Source organism: Amycolatopsis heterodermiae (assembly GCF_034929455.1).
GTDB classification, from domain to species: Bacteria; Actinomycetota; Actinomycetes; order Mycobacteriales; family Pseudonocardiaceae; genus Amycolatopsis; species Amycolatopsis heterodermiae.
This window is the reverse complement of sequence record NZ_JAYFSI010000003.1, coordinates 474190-494244: the sequence shown is the minus strand read 5'-3', so window position 1 is coordinate 494244 and position 20055 is coordinate 474190. Positions and strand designations below refer to the sequence as shown.

The following is a 20055-nucleotide window of genomic DNA, read 5'->3' as shown; positions in this document are numbered from 1 at the left end:
TGCCGTAAGCAGCGGGAGGCTGGTCTACCGGTGAGCAACGGTGACGCTGTGCAGCAGGTCGCGGACCTCGGTTTCTGGCGTGATCGCCTCGCGTCGGCGCCGAAGGAGCTGCCGCTGCCGGTCGACCGCCCGTACCCGGCCGAGCCCGTTCCGGCGTGGCTGCCCTGGTCGCCCCCGGCGGCCGACGAGCTGACGGTGCTCGCCGCGTTCGCGGTGCTGCTGTCCCGGTACGCGGGAACCTCGGACGTGGTCGTCGGGATCGGCGCGCTGGTGCCGCTGCGGGTCGACCTGGGGGGCTCGCCCGGGTTCGCCGAGGTGGTCGAGCGCGTGCGCGCGGCACGTGACGCAGCTTTGGCGCACCAGGTTCCGTTCGGTGACCTCGTCGCCGAGCTGCAGCCCGAGCCCGGCCGTGGGGGATCGGTGCTCGTCAACGTCGGCTTCGGCGCCGAGACGGACCGGCCGCTCGACCTGAACCTGACCACCGGCGGTGCGCACTACCGCGCCGACGTCCTCGACGAGTCCACGGTGGACCGCATGCTCGGCCACCTCGAACACCTCCTGGCCGATGCCCTGAACCGTCCACAGTGGCCGGTCGAGCGGCTGGATCTGGTGCCGGAGCCGGAACTGCGCCGGATGCTCGACGAGTGGAACGACACCGACCTCGACACGCCGCTGTCGACGTTGCCGGAGCTGTTCGCCGCCCGCGTCCGCGAGGCGCCCGACTCGATCGCGCTGGTCTTCGAGGACACCGAGCTGACCTACGCCGAACTCGACGCGCGGGCGAATCGGCTCGCGCACGTCCTCGTCGAGCGCGGCGCCGGGCCCGAGCGCGTGGTCGCGCTGGCCGTACCGCGGTCGGTCGAGATGATCGTGGCGGAGCTGGCCGTGCTCAAGGCCGGCGCCGCCTACCTGCCGCTGGATCAGGACTACCCGGCCGAGCGGATCGCCTTCATGGTCGCCGACGCCGGTCCGGTGTGCGTGGTGACCACGAGCGAGCTGGCCGGCCGGTTCGACGGCGACGTCCTGCTGCTCGACGAGATCTCCCTGGACGACGCTCCTTCGACGGATCCGGGCGCGTCGATCGTCCCGGCCAACGCGGCCTACGTCATCTACACGTCCGGCTCAACGGGGCGTCCCAAGGGTGTCGTCGTGTCCCACGCGGGTGTCGCGAAGCTGGTCGCGACCCAGTCGCAGCGGTTCGGGATCGGCCCGCAGAGCCGGGTGCTGCAGTTCGCGTCGCCGAGTTTCGACGTCGCCTTCTGGGACCTCTGCCTCGGCCTGCTCTCCGGCGGGCGCCTCGTGGTGGTCCCGGCCGAGCGGCGCGTCCCCGGCCCGGAGCTGGCGGACTACGCGAACGCGCACGGCGTCGACTTCATGATCCTCCCGCCTGCACTGCTCGCCGAGTTCCCCGAGGGCTGCGACCTGCCGCGCAACAGTGTCCTGCTCGCGGGCACCGAACGCGTGTCGCCCGAGCTGGTGCGGCGGTGGGCGCCGGGCCGCCGGATGTTCAACGCCTACGGCCCGACCGAGGCCACGACCAACTCGACGCTCGGGCTTTGCGACCCGGAGATCACGCCGGGCTCGGCCGTGCCGATCGGCGTCCCGGACCCCGGCACCCGCGCGTACGTGCTTGACGCCTTCCTCGCACCGGTCCCGGTCGGCGTGGTGGGGGAGCTGTACCTCGCCGGTTCCGGCTTGGCGCGTGGCTACCTCGGGCGCGCCGGGCTGACGTCGGAGCGGTTCGTGGCCGACCCGTTCGGCTCCGGCGGGCGGCTCTACCGGACCGGTGACCTGGTGAAATGGCTGCCGGACGGCCGTCTCGTGTTCCTCGGCCGGGCCGACGACCAGGTCAAGATCCGCGGCTACCGCATCGAACTCGGCGAGATCGAGTCCGTGCTGGCCGAGCACCCGCGCGTCGGCCAGTCGGTCGTCGTCGCGCAGGACGGACACCTCTACGCCTACGCCGTGCCGGTCCCGGACCGCGCGTCCGAGCAGGGGCACGTCGCCGAGTGGCACGACGTCCACGAGGAGATGCTCGCCGGGTCCACCGGCATCGAGGAGAACTTCGCCGGCTGGAACTCCAGCTACGACGGCTCCGACCTCCCGCTCGACGAGATGCGGGAGTGGCACGCGGCGACCATCGAGCGCATTCGCGCCCTACGGCCGAAGCGGGTCCTGGAGATCGGCGTCGGCAGCGGGCTCATCCTCTCCCGGATCGCCCCGGACGCCGACACCTACTGGGGCGTCGACCTTTCCGAGAGCGCCGTCGAGAACGTCCGGCGCGAGGTCGCCGCGATGCCGGAGCTGGCGGGCAAGGTCCACCTCGCCGCGCGGCCCGCGCACGACCTCGGCGAGCTGCCGGACGAGCCGTTCGACACCGTGATCGTCAACTCGGTCGCCCAGTACTTCCCGAGCGCGGACTACCTCGCCGAGGTCGTCCGCACCGCCGCCGCGCTTCTCGCCCCGGGCGGCACGATCTTCCTCGGCGACATCCGCAACCTCCGCTCGCTGCGCGCTTTCCGCACTGCGGTCGAGCTGCGCCACGACCGCGGTGATGTCGCCGCGGTGGACCAGGCGATCGCCCGTGAAGGCGAACTCGTCCTCGATCCCGACTTCTTCCCGGCGCTCGCCCGGGGCCTCGACGGCTTCGACGTCGATCTCTGGGTCAAGCGCGGCGACGCGCACAACGAGCTGACGCGGCACCGCTATGACGTCGTCCTGCGCAATGTGCCGCCATCGCCGGTTGAGGAGCAGGTCATCGCGTTCGGTGATCTCGCTGCGGTGGAAGGATTCCTGACCGCTGAGACGCCGGAACGACTGCGGGTCACCGGCGTGCCGGACGCGCGGCTGTCCGGTGAACTCGCCGCTGTCCGTGCCCTCGACGCAGGTGATCCGACGGCGGTGCGGGCCTTGGACATCCGGGACGGCGTCGATCCGGAGGACCTGCACCGGCTTGCCGAACGGGCCGGATATCGGGTCGCGGTGACGCCCGGCGCGGCCGGTGAGCTGGAGGCCGTCTTCAGCCGTTCGTCGCCGGACGCGGCCTACCGCCCGGTGCGGGGTGCAGGTGCCCCGGCGTCGTACGCCAACAACCCGGCCGCCCGGCGCGAGACCGGCGCGCTGGTCGCTTCTCTGCGGTCGCACGTGCGCGACCGGCTGCCGCAGTACATGGTGCCCACGGCGTTCGTCGTGCTCGACAAGCTGCCGGTGCTGGCTTCGGGCAAGCTCGACCGTAAGGCCCTCCCGGCGCCGGAGCGGTTCACCGCCGGGCCGGGCCGCGCGCCCCGGAACCCCGTCGAGCAGCTGCTGTGCGAACTGTTCGCCGACGTCCTCGGCGTGCCGCGCGTCGGTCCCGATGACGACTTCTTCGCCCTCGGCGGCCACTCCCTGATGGCGACGCGGCTGATCCAGCGCATCCGCGCGGCCGTCGGCGCCGACATCCCGGTGCGCGCGGTCTTCGACGCGCCGACGGTGGCTGCCCTCGCGGACCTCCTGTCCGGTGCCGTGTCGGGCACCGAACGACGTCCGCTCGAACGCGTCGAGGATCGGCCGGAGCGGCTGCCGCTGTCGTTCGCCCAGCAGCGGCTGTGGTTCCTGCACGGCCTGGAAGGCGGGTCGGCGACCTACAACGTCCCGCTCGTCATGCGGCTGTCCGGTGAGCTGGACGTCGACGCGTTGCGCGCCGCCCTCCACGACGTGCTCGGCCGCCACGAAGCGTTGCGGACGGTCTTCCCAGTCGCGGACGGCGTGGCCTACCAGCAGGTCCTGCCCACAGGCGACGTCGCCCTCGCCGTCCGGGCGATCGCTGAGTCCGAAGTGGACTCCGCCGTGGACGGTCTCGTGCGCGCGGTCTTCGACCTCAGCGCCGGTGTCCCGGTCCGCGCCGAACTGCTGACGATCGACTCGCGACGGCACGTCCTGGTGCTGGTCGTGCACCACATCGCCGCCGACGGCTGGTCGCTGTCGCCGCTCTGGAGGGACATCGCCGTGGCGTACGGCGCCCGCCGTCAGGGTGAGACTCCACAGTGGACGCCGTTGCCGGTCCAGTACGCCGACTACACCCTGTGGCAACGCGAACTCCTCGCCACCGAGGAAGCGGCCCAGCTCGACTACTGGCGGGCGACCCTGCGCGACCTGCCCGAGCGGATCACGTTGCCGCTCGACCGGCCGCACCCGGCCGTGTCCGCCTACCGCGGCGAGTTCTTCACCTTCGGCTGGGACGCCGGGCTCCAAACCGGACTGGCGGACCTCGCGCGAGCCTGCGGCGCGAGTCCTTTCATGATCGTCCACGCGGGACTGACCGCGCTGCTGTCCCGCCTCGGTGGCGGCACCGACATCCCGATCGGCACCCCGATCGCCGGGCGCACCGACCCGGCGCTGGACGACCTCGTCGGGTTCTTCGTCAACACGCTGGTCCTGCGGGTCGACACCGGCGGCGACCCGACGTTCCGCGACCTGGTCGCGAGGGTCCGGGAGCGCAGCCTCGACGCCTACGCCCACCAGAACGTCCCGTTCGAGCGCCTGGTCGAGGCGCTCAACCCGGCGCGGTCGCTGGCGCACCACCCGCTGTTCCAGACCATGCTCGCCTGGCAGAACACCCCCGGCTCCGGCGTCGAGCTGCCCGGCCTGACCGTCACCGAGCAGCCGGTCGGCACCGGCACGGCCAAGTTCGACCTCTGGTTCTCCCTCACCGAGCACGCCGACGGCATCAGCGGCCAGGCCGAGTTCAACGCCGAGGTCTTCGACCGGTCCACTGTGGACGCAATCCTCGCGCGCCTGGAAGTCCTGCTGCGCCAGGTGGTTTCGGCTCCGGACTGCCGTCTCGGCTCGCTGGACGTCCTCACCGCGGCCGAGCGCGACGACCTCGACGCCGTCTGGTCGGGTGCCGTCGAGGACGTTCCGGCGGTCACCGTGCCCGAGCTGTTCGCCGCACAGGTCGCGCGGACACCGGACCACCCGGCGCTGGTCTTCGAGAACGAACGGCTCACCTACGCCGAGCTGGACGCCGCGTCGAACCGCCTCGCCCAGGCTCTCGTCGCCCGCGGCGCCGGTCCCGAGAAGGTGGTCGCCCTCGCGCTGCCGCGCTCGACGCACCTGGTGACGGCCATCCTCGCTGTGCTCAAAGCGGGGGCGGCCTACCTGCCGCTCGACCCGGGTTACCCGGCCGACCGGATCACCTTCATGCTCGAAGACGCCCAGCCGACCCTGGTGCTGGCCACCACGGAGACCGCTGTCCCCGGCGCGCTGCTGCTCGACGAACCCGTGACGGCGGCCGGGTTCCCGGCCAAGGCCCCGGACGTCGTCCTGCAGCCCGAAAACCCGGCCTACGTCATCTACACCTCCGGCTCCACGGGCCGGCCCAAGGGTGTCGTCGTGCCGCACGCCGGCATCGTCAACCGGCTGCTGTGGATGCAGGACGAATACGGCCTGACCGGCGACGATCGCGTGCTGCAGAAGACGCCGTCCAGCTTCGACGTGTCGGTCTGGGAGTTCCTCTGGCCGCTGCTCACCGGCGCCACCGAGGTCGTGGCCCGGCCGGACGGCCACAAGGACCCGGCCTACCTCGCGCGGCTGATCCGCGAGCACGAAGTCACGACCGTCCACTTCGTCCCGTCGATGCTCCAGGTCTTCCTGCAGGAACCGGCGGCGGGGGAGTGCACGAGCCTGCGCCGGGTCCTGTGCAGTGGTGAGGCCCTGCCGCCCGAGGCCGTCACGCGGTTCGGGCAGGTCCTGGACGCCGAGCTGCACAACCTCTACGGCCCGACCGAGGCTTCCGTCGACGTCACGTCCTGGCACACCTCGGCCGCCGAGACGACCGTCCCGATCGGACGTCCGGTGTGGAACACCCGGACGTACGTGCTGGACGCGGCACTGCGCCCGGTCCCGCCGGGCACGCCGGGCGAGCTGTACCTCGCCGGTGTCCAGCTCGCTCGCGGCTACCTCGGTCGGCCGGGGTTGAGCGCGGAGCGGTTCGTCGCCTCGCCGTTTGAGCCCGGTGAACGCATGTACCGCACCGGTGACGTGGCCCGGTTCCGCACCGACGGCGTCCTCGAGTTCCTCGGCCGCGGCGACGAGCAGATCAAGATCCGCGGCTTCCGCGTCGAGCCCGGCGAGATCGCCGCAACCCTGGCCGCGCACGACGACGTCGCGCACGCGGTCGTCGTCGCCCGGGAGGACCGGCCGGGTGACGTCCGCCTGGTCGGGTACGTCGTGCCCGCCGAGACCCCCGCGTCGGTCACGGACGAGACCGAGCAGGTCGGCGAGTGGCGCGAGCTGTACGACTCGATGTACTCCGGCGCCACCGACGACTTCGAGGGTTGGAACTCCAGCTACACCGGCGAGCCGATTCCCCGGGACGAGATGCGGGAGTGGCGCGACGCCATCGTCACGCGCATCCGCGAGACGCGGCCGCGGCGGGTGCTGGAGCTCGGCGTCGGCACCGGCCTGCTGCTGACCGAGCTGGCCCCGCACTGCGAGTCCTACTGGGGCACGGACTTCTCCGCCGAGGTCATCGCGTCGCTGGGCCGCCGGGTCGCGGCCGATCCGGCCCTCGCGGAGCGCGTCGAGCTGCGGACCGGGGACGCCGCCGACGTCTCCGGCCTGCCGGCGGGGTACTTCGACACGATCGTCCTGAACTCCGTCGTCCAGTACTTCCCGAGCGGGACGTACCTTCTGGACGTCCTGGACAAGGCGATCGGCCTCTTGGCTCCGGGCGGCACGGTGTTCGTCGGTGACGTCCGTGACCTGCGCCAGGTGCGGGCGTTCCACACCGAGGTCGCCCGCCAGCGCGGGGGAGACGTCGAGCAGGCTCTGCTGCGGGAGAAGGAACTCCTCGTCGCTCCCGAGTTCTTCGCCGGGCTGGAGGACGTCACCGCGGACATCCGCGTCAAGCGCGGCCGCGGGGTCAACGAACTCACCCAGTTCCGTTACGACGTCGTCCTCCACACGTCGCCCGTCGAGGCCCCGGCGGTCAAGACGCTGACGTGGGGCACGGACGTGTCCTCAGTGGACGAAGTCGAACTCGACGGTGGTGTCCGGATCACCGGCGTGCCGAACGGTCGCATCACCGACGGCGTCAACCCGCAGGACTGGTACGACCTGGGCGACGCCCGTGGCTACACCACGGCCGTCACGTGGTCGGCCGAAGGTGACGGCTCGGTCGACGTCCTGTTCACGAGCGGCTCGGTCGCCGGTGCCTTCCAGCCGGGAAGCGAGCCGCTGCTGTCCTACACCGGTAACCCCGGCCGCTTCCGCCGGATCAGCACCCTCTCGGCCGACCTGCGCGCGCTGGCTGCCGAGAGCCTGCCGGAGCACATGGTGCCCTCGGCGATCGTGGTGCTCGACGCGCTGCCCGTGACGGCCAACGGCAAGCTCGACCGCCGCGCCCTGCCCTCGCCCGACCCGGTCGCGCCGACGTCCGACCGCGAGCCCCGCACCCCGGTCGAACGGCAGCTCTGCGAGCTGTTCGCCGACGTCCTCGGCCTGCCCCGCGTCGGCCCGGACGACAGCTTCTTCACCCTCGGCGGCCACTCCCTGCTGGCCACCCGGCTCATCGCCCGCATCCGCACGACCCTGAACGCCGAGCTGGAAGTCCGCTCGGTGTTCGAGACGCCGACCGCCGCGGGCCTGGCCGAGCTGATCTCCGCCGGCAGCGGCCCCGCCCGCCCGCCGTTGGTCCCGGTCGAGCGGCCCGCGTCGGTGCCCCTGTCGGGCGCCCAGCAGCGGCTCTGGTTCCTGCACCACCTCGAAGGCCCGTCGGCCACCTACAACGTGCCGCTGATCATGCGCCTCGACGGCGACCTGGACGTCGAGGCCCTGCGCGCCGCACTGTCCGATGTGGTCGCCCGGCACGAGGCGCTGCGAACCCGGTTCCCGCAGCACGACGGCGTTCCGTACCAGGACATCCTCCCGGCCACCGAGGTCGAACTGCCAGTTCGCGAGGTCACCGACCTCGACACAGCGCTGACCGGCCTGGTCCGGGGCTCGTTCGACCTAGAACGGCACGCGCCGATGCGCGTCGAACTGCTGCGCTTGGGCGAGGGTGTGCATGTCCTGGCGCTCGTGTTTCACCACATCGCCTCCGACGGCTGGTCGATGGCGCCGCTGTGGCGTGACATCGCGACGGCCTACGCCGCCCGCCGCTCGGGCGAGCGTCCGCAGTGGACGCCGTTGCCGGTGCAGTACGCGGACTACACGCTGTGGCAGCAAGATCTGCTCGGCCGCGAGGACGATCCGGACAGCGTCCTCGCCGCCCAGCTCGACTACTGGCGCGACACCTTGGACGGCCTGCCCGACCGGATCGAGCTGCCCCTCGACCGGCCGCACCCGGCGAAGGCGACGTTCCGCGGCGAGCTGCACACCTTCACCTGGGACGCCGACCTCCACACCGGACTGTCCACTCTGGCCCGCGAGTGCGGCGCCAGCGTGTTCATGGTCGTGCACGCCGCCCTCGCCGCGCTGCTGACGCGGCTGGGCGCGGGCCCGGACGTCCCGATCGGCTCACCCATCGCTGGCCGTACCGACCAGGCCCTCGACGACCTCGTCGGGTTCTTCGTCAACACCCTGGTCCTGCGCGTCGACACCGACGGCGAGCCGACGTTCCGCGACCTCGTCGGGCGCGTCCGCGAGCGCAACCTCGACGCGTACGCCCACCAGGACGTCCCGTTCGAGCGCCTGGTCGAGGTCCTCAACCCGGCCCGGTCGCTGTCGTACCACCCGCTGTTCCAGGTGATGATCGCCGGGCAGAACAACACCCGCGCCGAGGTCACGCTCCCTGGCCTGACCGTCACCGAGATCCCGGTGACCACCGGGACGTCCAAGTTCGACCTCGCGATTTCGCTGACCGAGCGGGAAGCCGGGATCGCGGGCGTCCTGGAGTTCAACGCGGACGTCTTCGACCACCCGGGCGCCGACGCGATCCTGCGCCGCCTCGAAGTCCTGCTGCGCGCGGCCCTGGCCGAGCCGGACCGCGCGGTCGGCGCGCTCGACCTCCTCGAAGGCGACGAGCGCGACCTCGTGCTGACCCGCTGGGCCGGGTCCCTCGAACCGGCCGGGACGGAGACGTTCCCCGGGATGTTCGCCCAGCGCGTCCGGGAGGCCCCGGACGCCGTGGCGCTGGTGTTCGAGGACGTCGAGCTGACCTACGCCGAACTCGACGCGCGAGCCAACCAGCTCGCGCACCTGCTGATCGAGCGCGGGGCCGGGCTCGAGAAGGTCGTCGCGCTGGCCGTGCCGCGGTCGGTCGAGATGATCGTCGCCGAGCTGGCCGTGCTCAAAGCGGGTGCCGCCTACCTGCCGATCGACGTCGACTACCCGGGCGACCGGATCGCGTTCATGGTGGAGGACGCCGCGCCGGTGTGCGTGGTGACCACCCGCGAGATCGACGGCAAGCTGCCCCCCGACGTCCCGCGTGTGCTTTTGGACGACCTCGCCACGATGTCCACTGTGGACCTGGCGGTGCCGGTGAAACCAGAGAATGCGGCGTACGTGATCTACACGTCCGGCTCGTCCGGGCGTCCGAAGGGTGTGGTGCTGCAGCACTCCGGCGTCGCGAAGCTGGTCGCCACCCAAAGGGAACGCTTCGGGATCGGGCCGCACAGCCGGGTGCTGCAGTTCGCGTCACCGAGTTTCGACGTCGCCTTCTGGGACCTCTGTCTCGGCCTGCTCTCCGGCGGCCGCCTGATCGTGGTCCCGGCCGAGCGCCGGGTCGCCGGGCCCGCCCTGACCGAGTACGCGCACGAGCACGGCGCGGACTTCATGATCCTCCCGCCCGCGCTGCTCGACGCGATGCCGGGGGACTGCGACCTGCCGCGGGACAGCGTCCTGCTCGCGGGCACCGAGCGCGTGTCGCCGGAGCTGGTCCGGCGCTGGGCACCGGGCCGGCGGATGTTCAACGCCTACGGCCCGACCGAGGCGACCACCAACTCGACCCTCGGCGAGAGCGACCCGGTCGAACTCGCCGACGCGACGGTTGTGCCCATCGGCATCCCGGACCCCGGGACCCGCGCGTACGTGCTGGACGCCGGGCTGCGGCCGGTCCCGCCGGGTGTGATGGGGGAGCTGTACCTCGCCGGTTCGGGCCTGGCCCGCGGTTACCTCGGCCGCGCTGGGCTGACGTCCGAGCGGTTCGTGGCCGACCCGTTCGGCTCCGGGGGACGGCTCTATCGCACCGGTGACCTGGTGAAATGGCTGCCGGACGGCCGTCTCGTCTTCCTGGGCCGGGCCGACGACCAGGTCAAGATCCGCGGCTACCGGATCGAGCCGGGTGAGATCGAAGCCGTTATTTCCGAGCACCCGGCCGTCGCGCAGTCGGTCGTGCTGGCCCAGGACGGGCAGCTCATCGCCTACGCCGTCCCGGCCGCGAGCCGGGACGAAGAAGCCGAGCTGGACCACGTCGGCGAGTGGCGTGAGCTGCACGAGAACGTCTTCGACGACGCCGCGTCCGGTGGCTTCGAAGAGAACTTCACCGGGTGGAACTCCAGCTACGACGGCTCGGAGATCCCCCTCGGCGAGATGCGCGAGTGGCACGCGGCGACGATCGAGCGCATCCAGGCGTTGCGGCCGAAGCGGGTGCTGGAGATCGGCGTCGGGTCCGGGCTCATCCTGTCCCGGATCGCGCCGGACGCCGAGGCGTACTGGGGTGTCGACCTGTCCGAGAAGGCGATCGCCAACCTGCGCCGCGAGCTGGCCGCCACGCCGTTCGCGGACAAGGTCCACGTCGCGGCGCGGCCGGCGCACGACCTCGGCGACCTACCGGACGAGCTGTTCGACACGGTGATCATCAACTCCGTGGCGCAGTACTTCCCGAGTGTCGACTACCTCGCTGAGGTCGTCCGGACCGCCGCCGCGCGCGTCCGGCCCGGCGGGGTGATCTTCCTCGGCGACATCCGGAACCTGCGGTCCCTGCGGGCGTTCCGCACGGCGACCGAGCTGCGGCACCGCCGCCGCACCACCGTCGCGGTCGACCAGGCGATCGCCCGCGACGGCGAACTCGTCCTCGACCCGGACTTCTTCACCGCTCTTGCCCGAGACCTGGACGGCTTCGACGACGTCGACCTGTGGTTCAAGCGCGGCCAGGCACACAACGAGCTGACCCGGCACCGCTACGACGTCGTCCTCCGGAAGGCCCCGAAACCGGCCCCGGTCGACGAGCAGGTCGTCACATTCGAGTCGCTCTCGGAACTGGAACGGCTGCTGACGGACCGCCCGAACCGCTTGCGGGTGACCGGTGTGCCGAACGCCCGCCTGTCCGGTGAGCTGGCCGCCGTCGCTGCATTGGCTTCAGGGGATGCGGACGCGGCACTGTCCGCTTTGGATGGTGAATCGTCCGGAGTGGACCCGGAGGCGCTGCAGGAACTGGGCGTGAAGCTGGGTTACCGGGTATACCCGACCGTCACAGCACAGGAAGGTGCGCTGGAGGTCGTGTTCGCCACCGGCGACCCGGTGCGGATCCACCGCGCCCGGCCGGTGCGGGCCGCGCTCGCCACCCTGGGCAACCACCCGGCGGGCCAGCGTGACACGGGCGCGCTGGTGACGGCGTTGCGGGCGCACGTCCGCGACCGGCTGCCCCAGTACATGGTGCCGTCGGCGTTCGTCGTGCTCGACCGGCTGCCGCTGCTGGCCTCCGGCAAGCTCGACCGCCGCGCCCTCCCGAGCCCGGACAAGCAGGAGACCGCCGCCGGACGCGCGCCGCGCACCCCGGTCGAGGAAGTCCTCTGCGGGCTCTTCGCCGAGGTCCTGGACGCGGCCTCGATCGGCGTCGACGACGACTTCTTCGCCCTCGGCGGGCATTCGCTGATGGCCACCCGTCTCGTCGCCCGGGTGCGCGCGGTGTTCGGCGTCGAGCTGCAGGTGCGGTCGGTGTTCGAGACGCCGACCGTGGCCGGGCTCGCCGCGCTGTTGTCCACTCTGGACTCGTCGGTCGCCCGGCCCGCGCTGGTGCGCGCCGACCCGCGGCCCGGCGCACTGCCGCTGTCGTTCGCCCAGCAGCGGCTGTGGTTCCTGCACCGGCTCGAAGGCCCGTCGGCGACGTACAACATGCCGACCGCGGTCCGCCTCACCGGCGACCTCGACGTCACCGCGTTGCGGACCGCACTGTCCGATGTGGTCGAACGGCACGAAGCCCTGCGGACGGTGTTCCCGGACATCGACGGCGAAGCGCGGCAGCAGGTCCTCGACGACGTCACCAGCCCGCTGCACACCCGCGAGATCACCGAGACGATGCTTGCCGACGCGGTGTCCGAAGTGGCCCGCACGGTGTTCGAGCTGGAGTCGGAAGTCCCGTTGCGCGCGGAACTGTTGCGCTTGGGTGCCAGCGAACACGTCCTGGTCCTCGTGTTCCACCACATCGCCTCGGACGGCTGGTCGACCGCGCCACTGTGGCGTGACCTCGCGACGGCCTACACCGCCCGCCGCGCCGGCGAGCGTCCCGAGTGGACACCGTTGCCGGTGCAGTACGCGGACTACACGCTGTGGCAGCGTGACGTCCTCGGCGAGCAGGTGATCGAACCGCAGCTGGCCTACTGGCGCGAGACCCTCGCGGACCTGCCGGAACGGATCGAGCTGCCGACCGACCGGCCGCACCCGGCGGAGGCGTCCTACCGGGGTGAACAGTTCTCGTTCGGCTGGGACGCCGACCTCCACAGTGGACTCGTGGACCTGGCCCGCGCCTGCGGCGCCAGCGTGTTCATGGTCGTGCACGCCGGGCTCACCGCCGTCCTGACCCGACTTGGCGCGGGCACCGATGTCCCGATCGGCACGTCCATCGCCGGCCGCACCGACCAGGCCCTCGATGACCTCGTCGGGTTCTTCGTCAACACCCTGGTGCTGCGCGTCGGCACCGACGGCGACCCGACGTTCCGCGACCTGGTCGCCCGGGTGCGCGACCGCAGCCTCGACGCGTACGCGCACCAGGACGTCCCGTTCGAACGCCTGGTGGAGGCGCTGAACCCGACCCGCTCGCTGGCGTACGCGCCGTTGTTCCAGACGATGCTCGCCTGGCAGAACAACGCCGTCGCCGACCTCGGCCTGCCCGGCCTGACCGTCGGGGAGGAACCGGTCCGCACCGGCACCGCCCGCGCCGACCTGACGCTCTTCGTCGGCGAGCGGCCCGGCAACCAGACCGGCATCCGCGGCACGGCCGAATACAACAGCGACGTCTTCGACCGCTCGACCGTCGAGGTGATCCTCGGGCGGCTCCGGACGTTGCTGCGCGCGGCCGTCGCCGGCCCGGACACCCGGATCGGCGCGATCGACCTGCTCACCGACGCCGAGCACGACCAGCTCGCCGCCGATCCCGCGACGCCGCTGCCTGCGGAGACGGTCGCGGAGCTGTTCGCCGCCCAGGTGGCCCGGACGCCCGACGCCACGGCGCTGGTGTTCGGCGCGGACCGCCTCACCTACGCCGAGCTGGACGAGCGCGCGACGACGCTCGCCCGGGCGCTGCTCGCCCGAGGGGCCGGACCGGAGCGGGTGGTGGCCGTCGCGCTGGCGCGGTCGGTCGAACTCGTCACCGCGCTGGTCGCGGTCCTCAAGACCGGCGCCGCCTACCTGCCCCTGGACCTCAACCACCCGGCCGAGCGCGTCGAGCTGATGCTCACCGACGCCGACCCGCACCTGGTCATCGCTCACGACGGCTTTGGAGATCGCCTGGTGCGGCCGGACGCCTCCGGGCCCGAAGCAGAGTGGCCGACGGTCAGGCCGGACAACCCGGCGTACGTGATCTTCACGTCCGGCTCGACCGGCCGCCCGAAGGCGGTCGCGGGCACCCAGCTCGCGCTGGCCAACCGCCTGCACTGGGGCCGCGACCTCGTCCAGGGTGTGCGCGTGGCGAAGAGCGCGTTGACGTTCATCGACGGCTCGACCGAGCTGCTCGGCGGGCTCGTCGCGGGCGACCCGGTGGTCCTCGCCGACGACGTCACGGCCACCGACCCGCACGCCCTGGCCGAACTCGTGCGGAACAGCGGTGCCCAGGTGCTGACCGTGGTGCCCAGCCTGCTCGACACCTTCGTGGAAGACACCGCCGTCGACTCGGTGACCACCTGGATCGCCAGTGGTGAGCCGCTTTCCGCCGCCCTCGCCGAGAAGGTGGCCCGGCGGTGGCCGTCGGCGAAGCTGGTGAACCTGTACGGCTGCTCGGAGGTCGCGGGCGACAGCCTGGCGCAGGTCTGCGGGCCCGTCGCCATCGGACGGCCCGTCGCGAACACCCGCGCGTACGTCCTCGACGCCGCCCTGCGGCCGGTGCCGCCGGGCGTCCGGGGCGAGCTGTACCTGGCCGGCGCCGGGCTCGCCCGGGGCTACCTCGGCCGCCCGGCGCTGACCGCGGAACGGTTCGTGGCCTCGCCGTTCGAGCCGGGGGAGCGGATGTACCGCACCGGCGACCTGGTCCGGCGCCGTCCGGACGGTGCGCTGGAGTTCGTCGGCCGCGCGGACCAGCAGATCAAGATCCGCGGGTTCCGGGTGGAGCCGGGCGAGGTCGAAGCCGCGCTGACGGCCGATCCGTCGGTCGCTCGCGCGGTCGTGATCGCGCGTGAGAACCGGTTGATCGCCTATGTCGCACCGGCCGGTGACCCGGCCGCGCTGCGAGCAACTTTGACCGCGCGGCTGCCGGAGTACCTGGTGCCGTCGGCGATCGTCGTGCTGCCCGAGCTTCCGGTCAACGCCAACGGCAAGCTCGACCGTGCCGCGCTGCCCGACCCCGAGGTCCGGACCTCGGGCCGGGTCGCGCGGACCCCGGCCGAGCAGGCGCTGTGCGACCTCTTCGCGGACGTCCTCGGCGTCCCGGCCGTCGGCCCGGACGACGGGTTCTTCACCCTCGGCGGTCACTCCCTGCTGGCGACCCGCCTGGTCAGCCGCATCCGCGCGCTGCTCGGCGTCGAAGTCCCGATCCGGGCGGTGTTCGACGCGCCGACCCCGGCCCGCCTGGCTCAGCTGCTCGACCCCGGCCGGCAGAGCCGTCCCGCGCTGGTCCCGGCGGACCGGCCCGAGGTGCTGCCGCTGTCGTTCGCCCAGCAGCGCCTGTGGTTCCTCGACCGCCTCGACGGCTTGAGCGCGACCTACAACATCCCGTGGGCGTGGGAGCTGACCGGCCCGGTCGACACGGACGCGCTGCGGGCGGCGCTCGGCGATGTCGTGGCCCGCCACGAAATCCTCCGGACGATCCTGGTCGAGGACCACGGCACGCCCAGCCAGATCGTCCTGGAGGTGAGTGACGCCCGCGCTCGGCCGGTGCTGGTCACGGAAGCGGCGGTTGACCTCGACGAGCGCGTCACCGCCGCGGCGTCGTACTGCTTCACCCTCGACGCCGAGATCCCGATCCGGGCCACGCTCGTTTCGTCGAGCCCGGAGCGGCACGTGTTCGTGCTGCTGGTGCACCACATCGCCGGTGACGGCTGGTCGCTGCCGCCGTTGAAGCGGGACCTCGGCACCGCGTACGCCGCGCGACTGCGCGGTGAACGTCCACAGTGGACGCCGTTGCCGGTGCAGTACGCGGACTACACGCTGTGGCAGCGGGAGATGTTCGGTCGCTCGGACGACCCGGACAGCCTCCTCGGCCGTCAGGCGGCGTTCTGGCGCGACACCCTCGCCGGGATCCCGGACGAGCTGGCGCTCCCGGCCGACCGGCCGCGCCCGGCGCGCTCGACCAACGACGGCGCGGCGGTGCCGTTCACCGTCCCCGGCGACGTCCACCGCGGCCTGCGCGATCTCGCGCACGGCAGCGACACCAGCACGTTCATGGTGCTGCAGGCGACCCTCGCCGCGCTGCTGACCCGGCTCGGCGCCGGCACCGACATCCCGCTCGGCACGCCGGTGGCCGGCCGGATGGACCACGCGCTGGAGGACCTGGCCGGGTTCTTCGTCAACACGCTGGTCCTGCGCACGGACACCGGCGGCGACCCGACGTTCCGCGAGCTGCTGGCGCGGGTACGCGAGGCCGACCTGGCCGCCTACGCCCACCAGGACCTGCCGTTCGAGCACCTCGTCGAGGTGCTCAACCCGGCCCGGTCGCTGGCCCGGCACCCGCTGTTCCAGGTCATGCTCGCCGTCTACCACGCGGGTTCCGAGCCGGAGAAGCTGCTCGGTCTGGATGCGTCCTATCGGGACACCGGGCTGCGGCAGGCGAAGTTCGACCTGTCCTTCGACCTGGTCGAAACGCCCGACGGCATCGACGGCGACCTCGAGTTCAGCCTCGACCTGTTCGACGAGCCGACCGCCCGGACGCTCACCGAGCGCCTGGTGCGGCTGATGAGCGCCGTCGTCGCCGACCCGGACCGGCCGCTGAGCCGGATCGACGTCCTGGAACCTCTTGAGCGGCAACGGATCCTCGGCGAGTGGGGCACCGGCGCACCGGTGACCACGGCGGCGCCGACGGTCGTCGACCGGCTGGCCGCGCAGGTGGCGGCGACCCCGGACGCGACCGCGCTGAGCGACGCGCGGTCGAGCAGCACCTTCGCGGAGTTCGCGGCGCGGACCGACCGGCTCGCGCGGTGGCTGACGTCGCACGGTGCCGGGCCCGAGCGGGTGGTGGCGCTGGTGCTGCCGCGGTCGGCGGCGGTCGTCGAGGCGATCTTCGGGGTGTTCAAGTCGGGTGCGGCCTACCTGCCGGTGGATCCGGACCAGCCGGCGGACCGGATCGCGGCGATCCTCGCCGACTCCGGCGCTTCGCTGGTGCTGACCAGCCGTGCACTGGCCGCGCCGGTGCCGGGGGCGTTGTTCGTCGAGGACATTGTGGACAGTGCCGCAGCGTTGACCCCGCCGTCACCCGCCAACCCGGCGTACGTGCTCTACACGTCCGGTTCGACGGGCAAGCCCAAGGGCGTCGTCATCCCGCATTCGGGGCTGGTGAACCTGTTCCACAGCCACCGCGAGACGCTCTACCGCCCGGCGGTCGCCGCGGCGGGCGGGCGGCGGCTGCGGGTCGGGCACGCGTGGGCGTTCTTCTTCGACGCGTCCTGGCAGCCGCAGCTGTGGATGCTGGACGGCCACGAGGTCCACGTCGTCGACGACGACACCCGCCGCGACCCGGACCGGCTCGCCGCGGTGGTGCGCGACCGCGGGCTCGACTTCCTCGAGCTGACGCCGTCGCACTTCGCGCAGCTGGCCGCGGCCGGCGTGGTCGACGACGGCTCGTGCGCCCTGGGCGTCGTCGGAGTGGGTGGGGAGGCCGTTTCCCAGTCGCTGTGGGAAGAGCTGCGGGCGTTCCCGGGGACCGAGGCGTACAACCTTTACGGCCCGACCGAGGCCACAGTGGACGCTCTGGTCGGCCGGGTCGCGGACAGCGAACGTCCGGTTGTCGGCCGTCCGGTGCACAACGCGCGGGCGTACGTCCTCGACGGCGGCCTCACCCCGGTCCCGGCCGGCGTCCCCGGTGAGCTGTACCTCGCCGGCGCCGGGCTGGCCCGCGGGTACCACGAACGTCCCGCGCTGACCGCGGACCGGTTCGTCGCGGACCCGTTCGGGCCGCCGGGGGAGCGGATGTACCGCACCGGCGATCTGGTGCGCTGGCGGCCGGACGGGCAGCTCGAGTACCTCGGCCGCACCGACGACCAGGTGAAGGTCCGCGGCTTCCGGATCGAGCCGGGCGAGATCGAGACGGCGCTGACCCGGCATTCCGGGGTCGACCAGGCGCTCGTGATCGTCCGCGAGGACCGGCCGGGGGACATGCGGCTGGTCGCGTACACGACACCGTCGTCGGCGGATCCCGCGCGGCTGCGGGAGTTCGCGGCCCGCTCGCTGCCGGAGTACATGGTGCCCGCGGCGATCGTCCCGCTCGAGGCGTTCCCCGTGACGCGCAACGGGAAGCTCGACCGGGCGGCCCTGCCCGTGCCGGATCTCGAGGCGCGCGGCCGGGCGCCCGAGACGCCGTTGGAGAAGACCCTCTGCGAGGTGTTCGCGGAGGTGCTGGACGTCGACGCCGTGGGCGCCGACGACGACCTGTTCACCCTCGGCGGTCATTCGATGCTGCTCGTGGTCCTGCGCAACCGGATCACCGAACGGCTCGGGACCGAGCTCCCGATCGCCGAGTTCTTCCGTACCCCCACCGCGGCCGGGCTCGCCGCCCTGCTGACCGACAACCGAGGAAACTGATGCAGCGCACCCTGATGAACGCCAAGATCCACCGCGCCACGGTGACCCAGGCCGACCTGCACTACGTCGGGTCCCTGACCATCGACGCCGACCTGATGGCCGCCGCGGACATCGTCGAGGGCGAGCAGGTGCAGATCGTCGACATCACCAACGGCGCCCGGCTGGAGACGTACGCCATCACCGGCGAGCCCGGCACCGGCGTGATCGGGATCAACGGCGCGGCCGCGCACCTGGTGCACCCCGGCGACCTGGTCATCATCATCACCTACGCCCAGGTCGACGAGGCCGAGCGCGCCGCGCACCGGCCGAGGGTGGTGCATGTCGACGCCGACAACCGCCAGGTCCACCTGGGACACGACCCGGCCGAGCCGGTTCCCGGCGCGCACGCCCAGCTGTCGGGCCGCAATTGACGCAGGTGGGCGTGGACACAGGTCGGTCGCGACGGTTGCTTTTGACAGGCTCCCCTAAATAAGGTGTGCCTATCCTAAAGTTCGGCGAGAGGTTCTCATGTCCGTGTTTCAAGGCGGTGCCGGGCTCAGCCGGCGTGGATTCCTGATCGGCACCGGCGGTCTCGCCGCGGCCGCGGCGCTCACCGCGTGCGGCAGCAGTGACGACAAGCCGGCGGCCGCCGCCTCCGGGCCGTGGGAGTTCACCGACGACCGGAACCAGAAGGCCTCCCGCGACCAGCGCCCGTCCCGCGTCGTCGCCTACGCCAGCTCGGCCGCCGCGCTCTGGGACTACGGCGTCCGCCCGGTCGGCGTGTTCGGCCCGCAGAAGACGGCCGACGGCGCCAAGGAGATCCAGGCCGGCAACATCGACCTGAACGCCGTCACCTCGATCGGCAACGCCTGGGACGACTTCAGCATGGAGAAGTTCGCCGCGCTGAAGGCGGACCTGGTCGTCACCGGGCTCACCGGCACCAAGCCGACCGACCTGTGGGTGCTCAAGGACGACCTGGGCACGAAGGTGCAGGCGATCGCGCCGATCGTGGCGCTGTCGGAGTACAAGGTCACGCTGCCGAAGGTGATCGAGCGCTACGAGCAGCTCGCCGTCGCCCTGGGCGGCGACGCGAACTCGGCCGTCATCAAGAAGGGCAAGGACGACTTCCAGAAGGCGTCCGACGACCTGAAGGCCGCGATCAAGTCGAAGCCCGGCCTCAAGGTACTCGTGGTGTCCAGCGACAAGGACAACCTGTACGTCTGCAAGCCGGAGTTCTTCGCCGACCTCGCGTACTACCGCGACCTGGGCCTGGACATCATCAACGGCGCGGGCGCGGACGACTACTTCGAGACGCTCAGCTGGGAGCAGGCCGGCAAGTACCCGGCCGACCTGATCCTCAGCGACAGCCGTACGTTCGCCCTGTCGCGCCAGCAGCTCGCCGCGATCCCGACGTGGGCGCAGCTGCCCGCGGTCAAGGCGAGCCAGCTCGCCGACTGGTCGACCGAGCCGCGGTTCAACCCGGTGCTCGCGGCCCCGGTCATCCAGAAGCTGGCCGAGGTCGTGAAGGGCGCCCGCACGGACATCACCGCCTGAGGAGGCCCCCGATGACCAACCCGTTCGAAGACCCCGAAGGCACGTACCTGGTCCTGGTCAACGCCGAGAACCAGCACAGCCTGTGGCCGGAGTCCGTCGACGTCCCGCCCGGCTGGACCGTCACCTTCGGCCCTTCCGCCCGCCAGGCCTGCCTGGACCACGTGGAAGCGAACTGGACGGACATGCGCCCCAAGTCCTTGGCCGACGCCATGGACAACTGACCCTTCCCCCATACGACACGCCGGGAGCCTTCGTGGCTCCCGGCGTGTCGTCCATCTGGGTACGCGTGTCGTCCGCCCAGGTACGCGTGTCGTCCCTTCAATCACGAGTGTCGGCGTTCTGATCACACGTGCCGGCGTTCCGATCACGGTGCCGACCGGACGACACGCGTACCGGGATGGACGACACGCGTGCCTGGAGGGACGACACGGGTGATTG

The 20055-nt window shown here is 72.0% G+C and carries 4 protein-coding genes; all 4 read left to right on the top strand.

What is annotated here, in order from left to right; genetic code table 11:
• The first annotated feature begins 30 nt into the window (after nt 1-30).
• Complete coding sequence (locus VA596_RS18120) at nt 31-18084, top strand: non-ribosomal peptide synthetase (protein WP_323328602.1); 18054 nt, start codon at nt 31-33, stop codon at nt 18082-18084.
• Complete coding sequence (gene panD / locus VA596_RS18115) at nt 18084-18494, top strand: aspartate 1-decarboxylase (protein WP_323328600.1); 411 nt, start codon at nt 18084-18086, stop codon at nt 18492-18494. The genes VA596_RS18120 and panD overlap by 1 nt, the downstream gene beginning before the upstream one ends.
• Nucleotides 18495-18591: 97 nt before the next feature.
• Complete coding sequence (locus VA596_RS18110; RefSeq protein ID WP_323328598.1) at nt 18592-19617, top strand: ABC transporter substrate-binding protein; 1026 nt, start codon at nt 18592-18594, stop codon at nt 19615-19617.
• Nucleotides 19618-19628: 11 nt separating this feature from the next.
• On the top strand, nt 19629-19838 hold the full coding sequence (locus VA596_RS18105) for an MbtH family protein (RefSeq protein ID WP_323328596.1): 210 nt from the start codon (nt 19629-19631) through the stop codon (nt 19836-19838).
• Nucleotides 19839-20055: the final 217 nt, after the last annotated feature.

Excerpts from the sequence above, each read along its gene's own strand:
- VA596_RS18105 (WP_323328596.1), top strand. The coding sequence starts at position 19,629 with ATGACCAACCCGTTCGAAGACCCCGAAGGCACGTACCTGGTCCTGGTC.
- panD (WP_323328600.1), top strand. The coding sequence starts at position 18,084 with ATGCAGCGCACCCTGATGAACGCCAAGATCCACCGCGCCACGGTGACC.
- VA596_RS18110 (WP_323328598.1), top strand. The coding sequence starts at position 18,592 with ATGTCCGTGTTTCAAGGCGGTGCCGGGCTCAGCCGGCGTGGATTCCTG.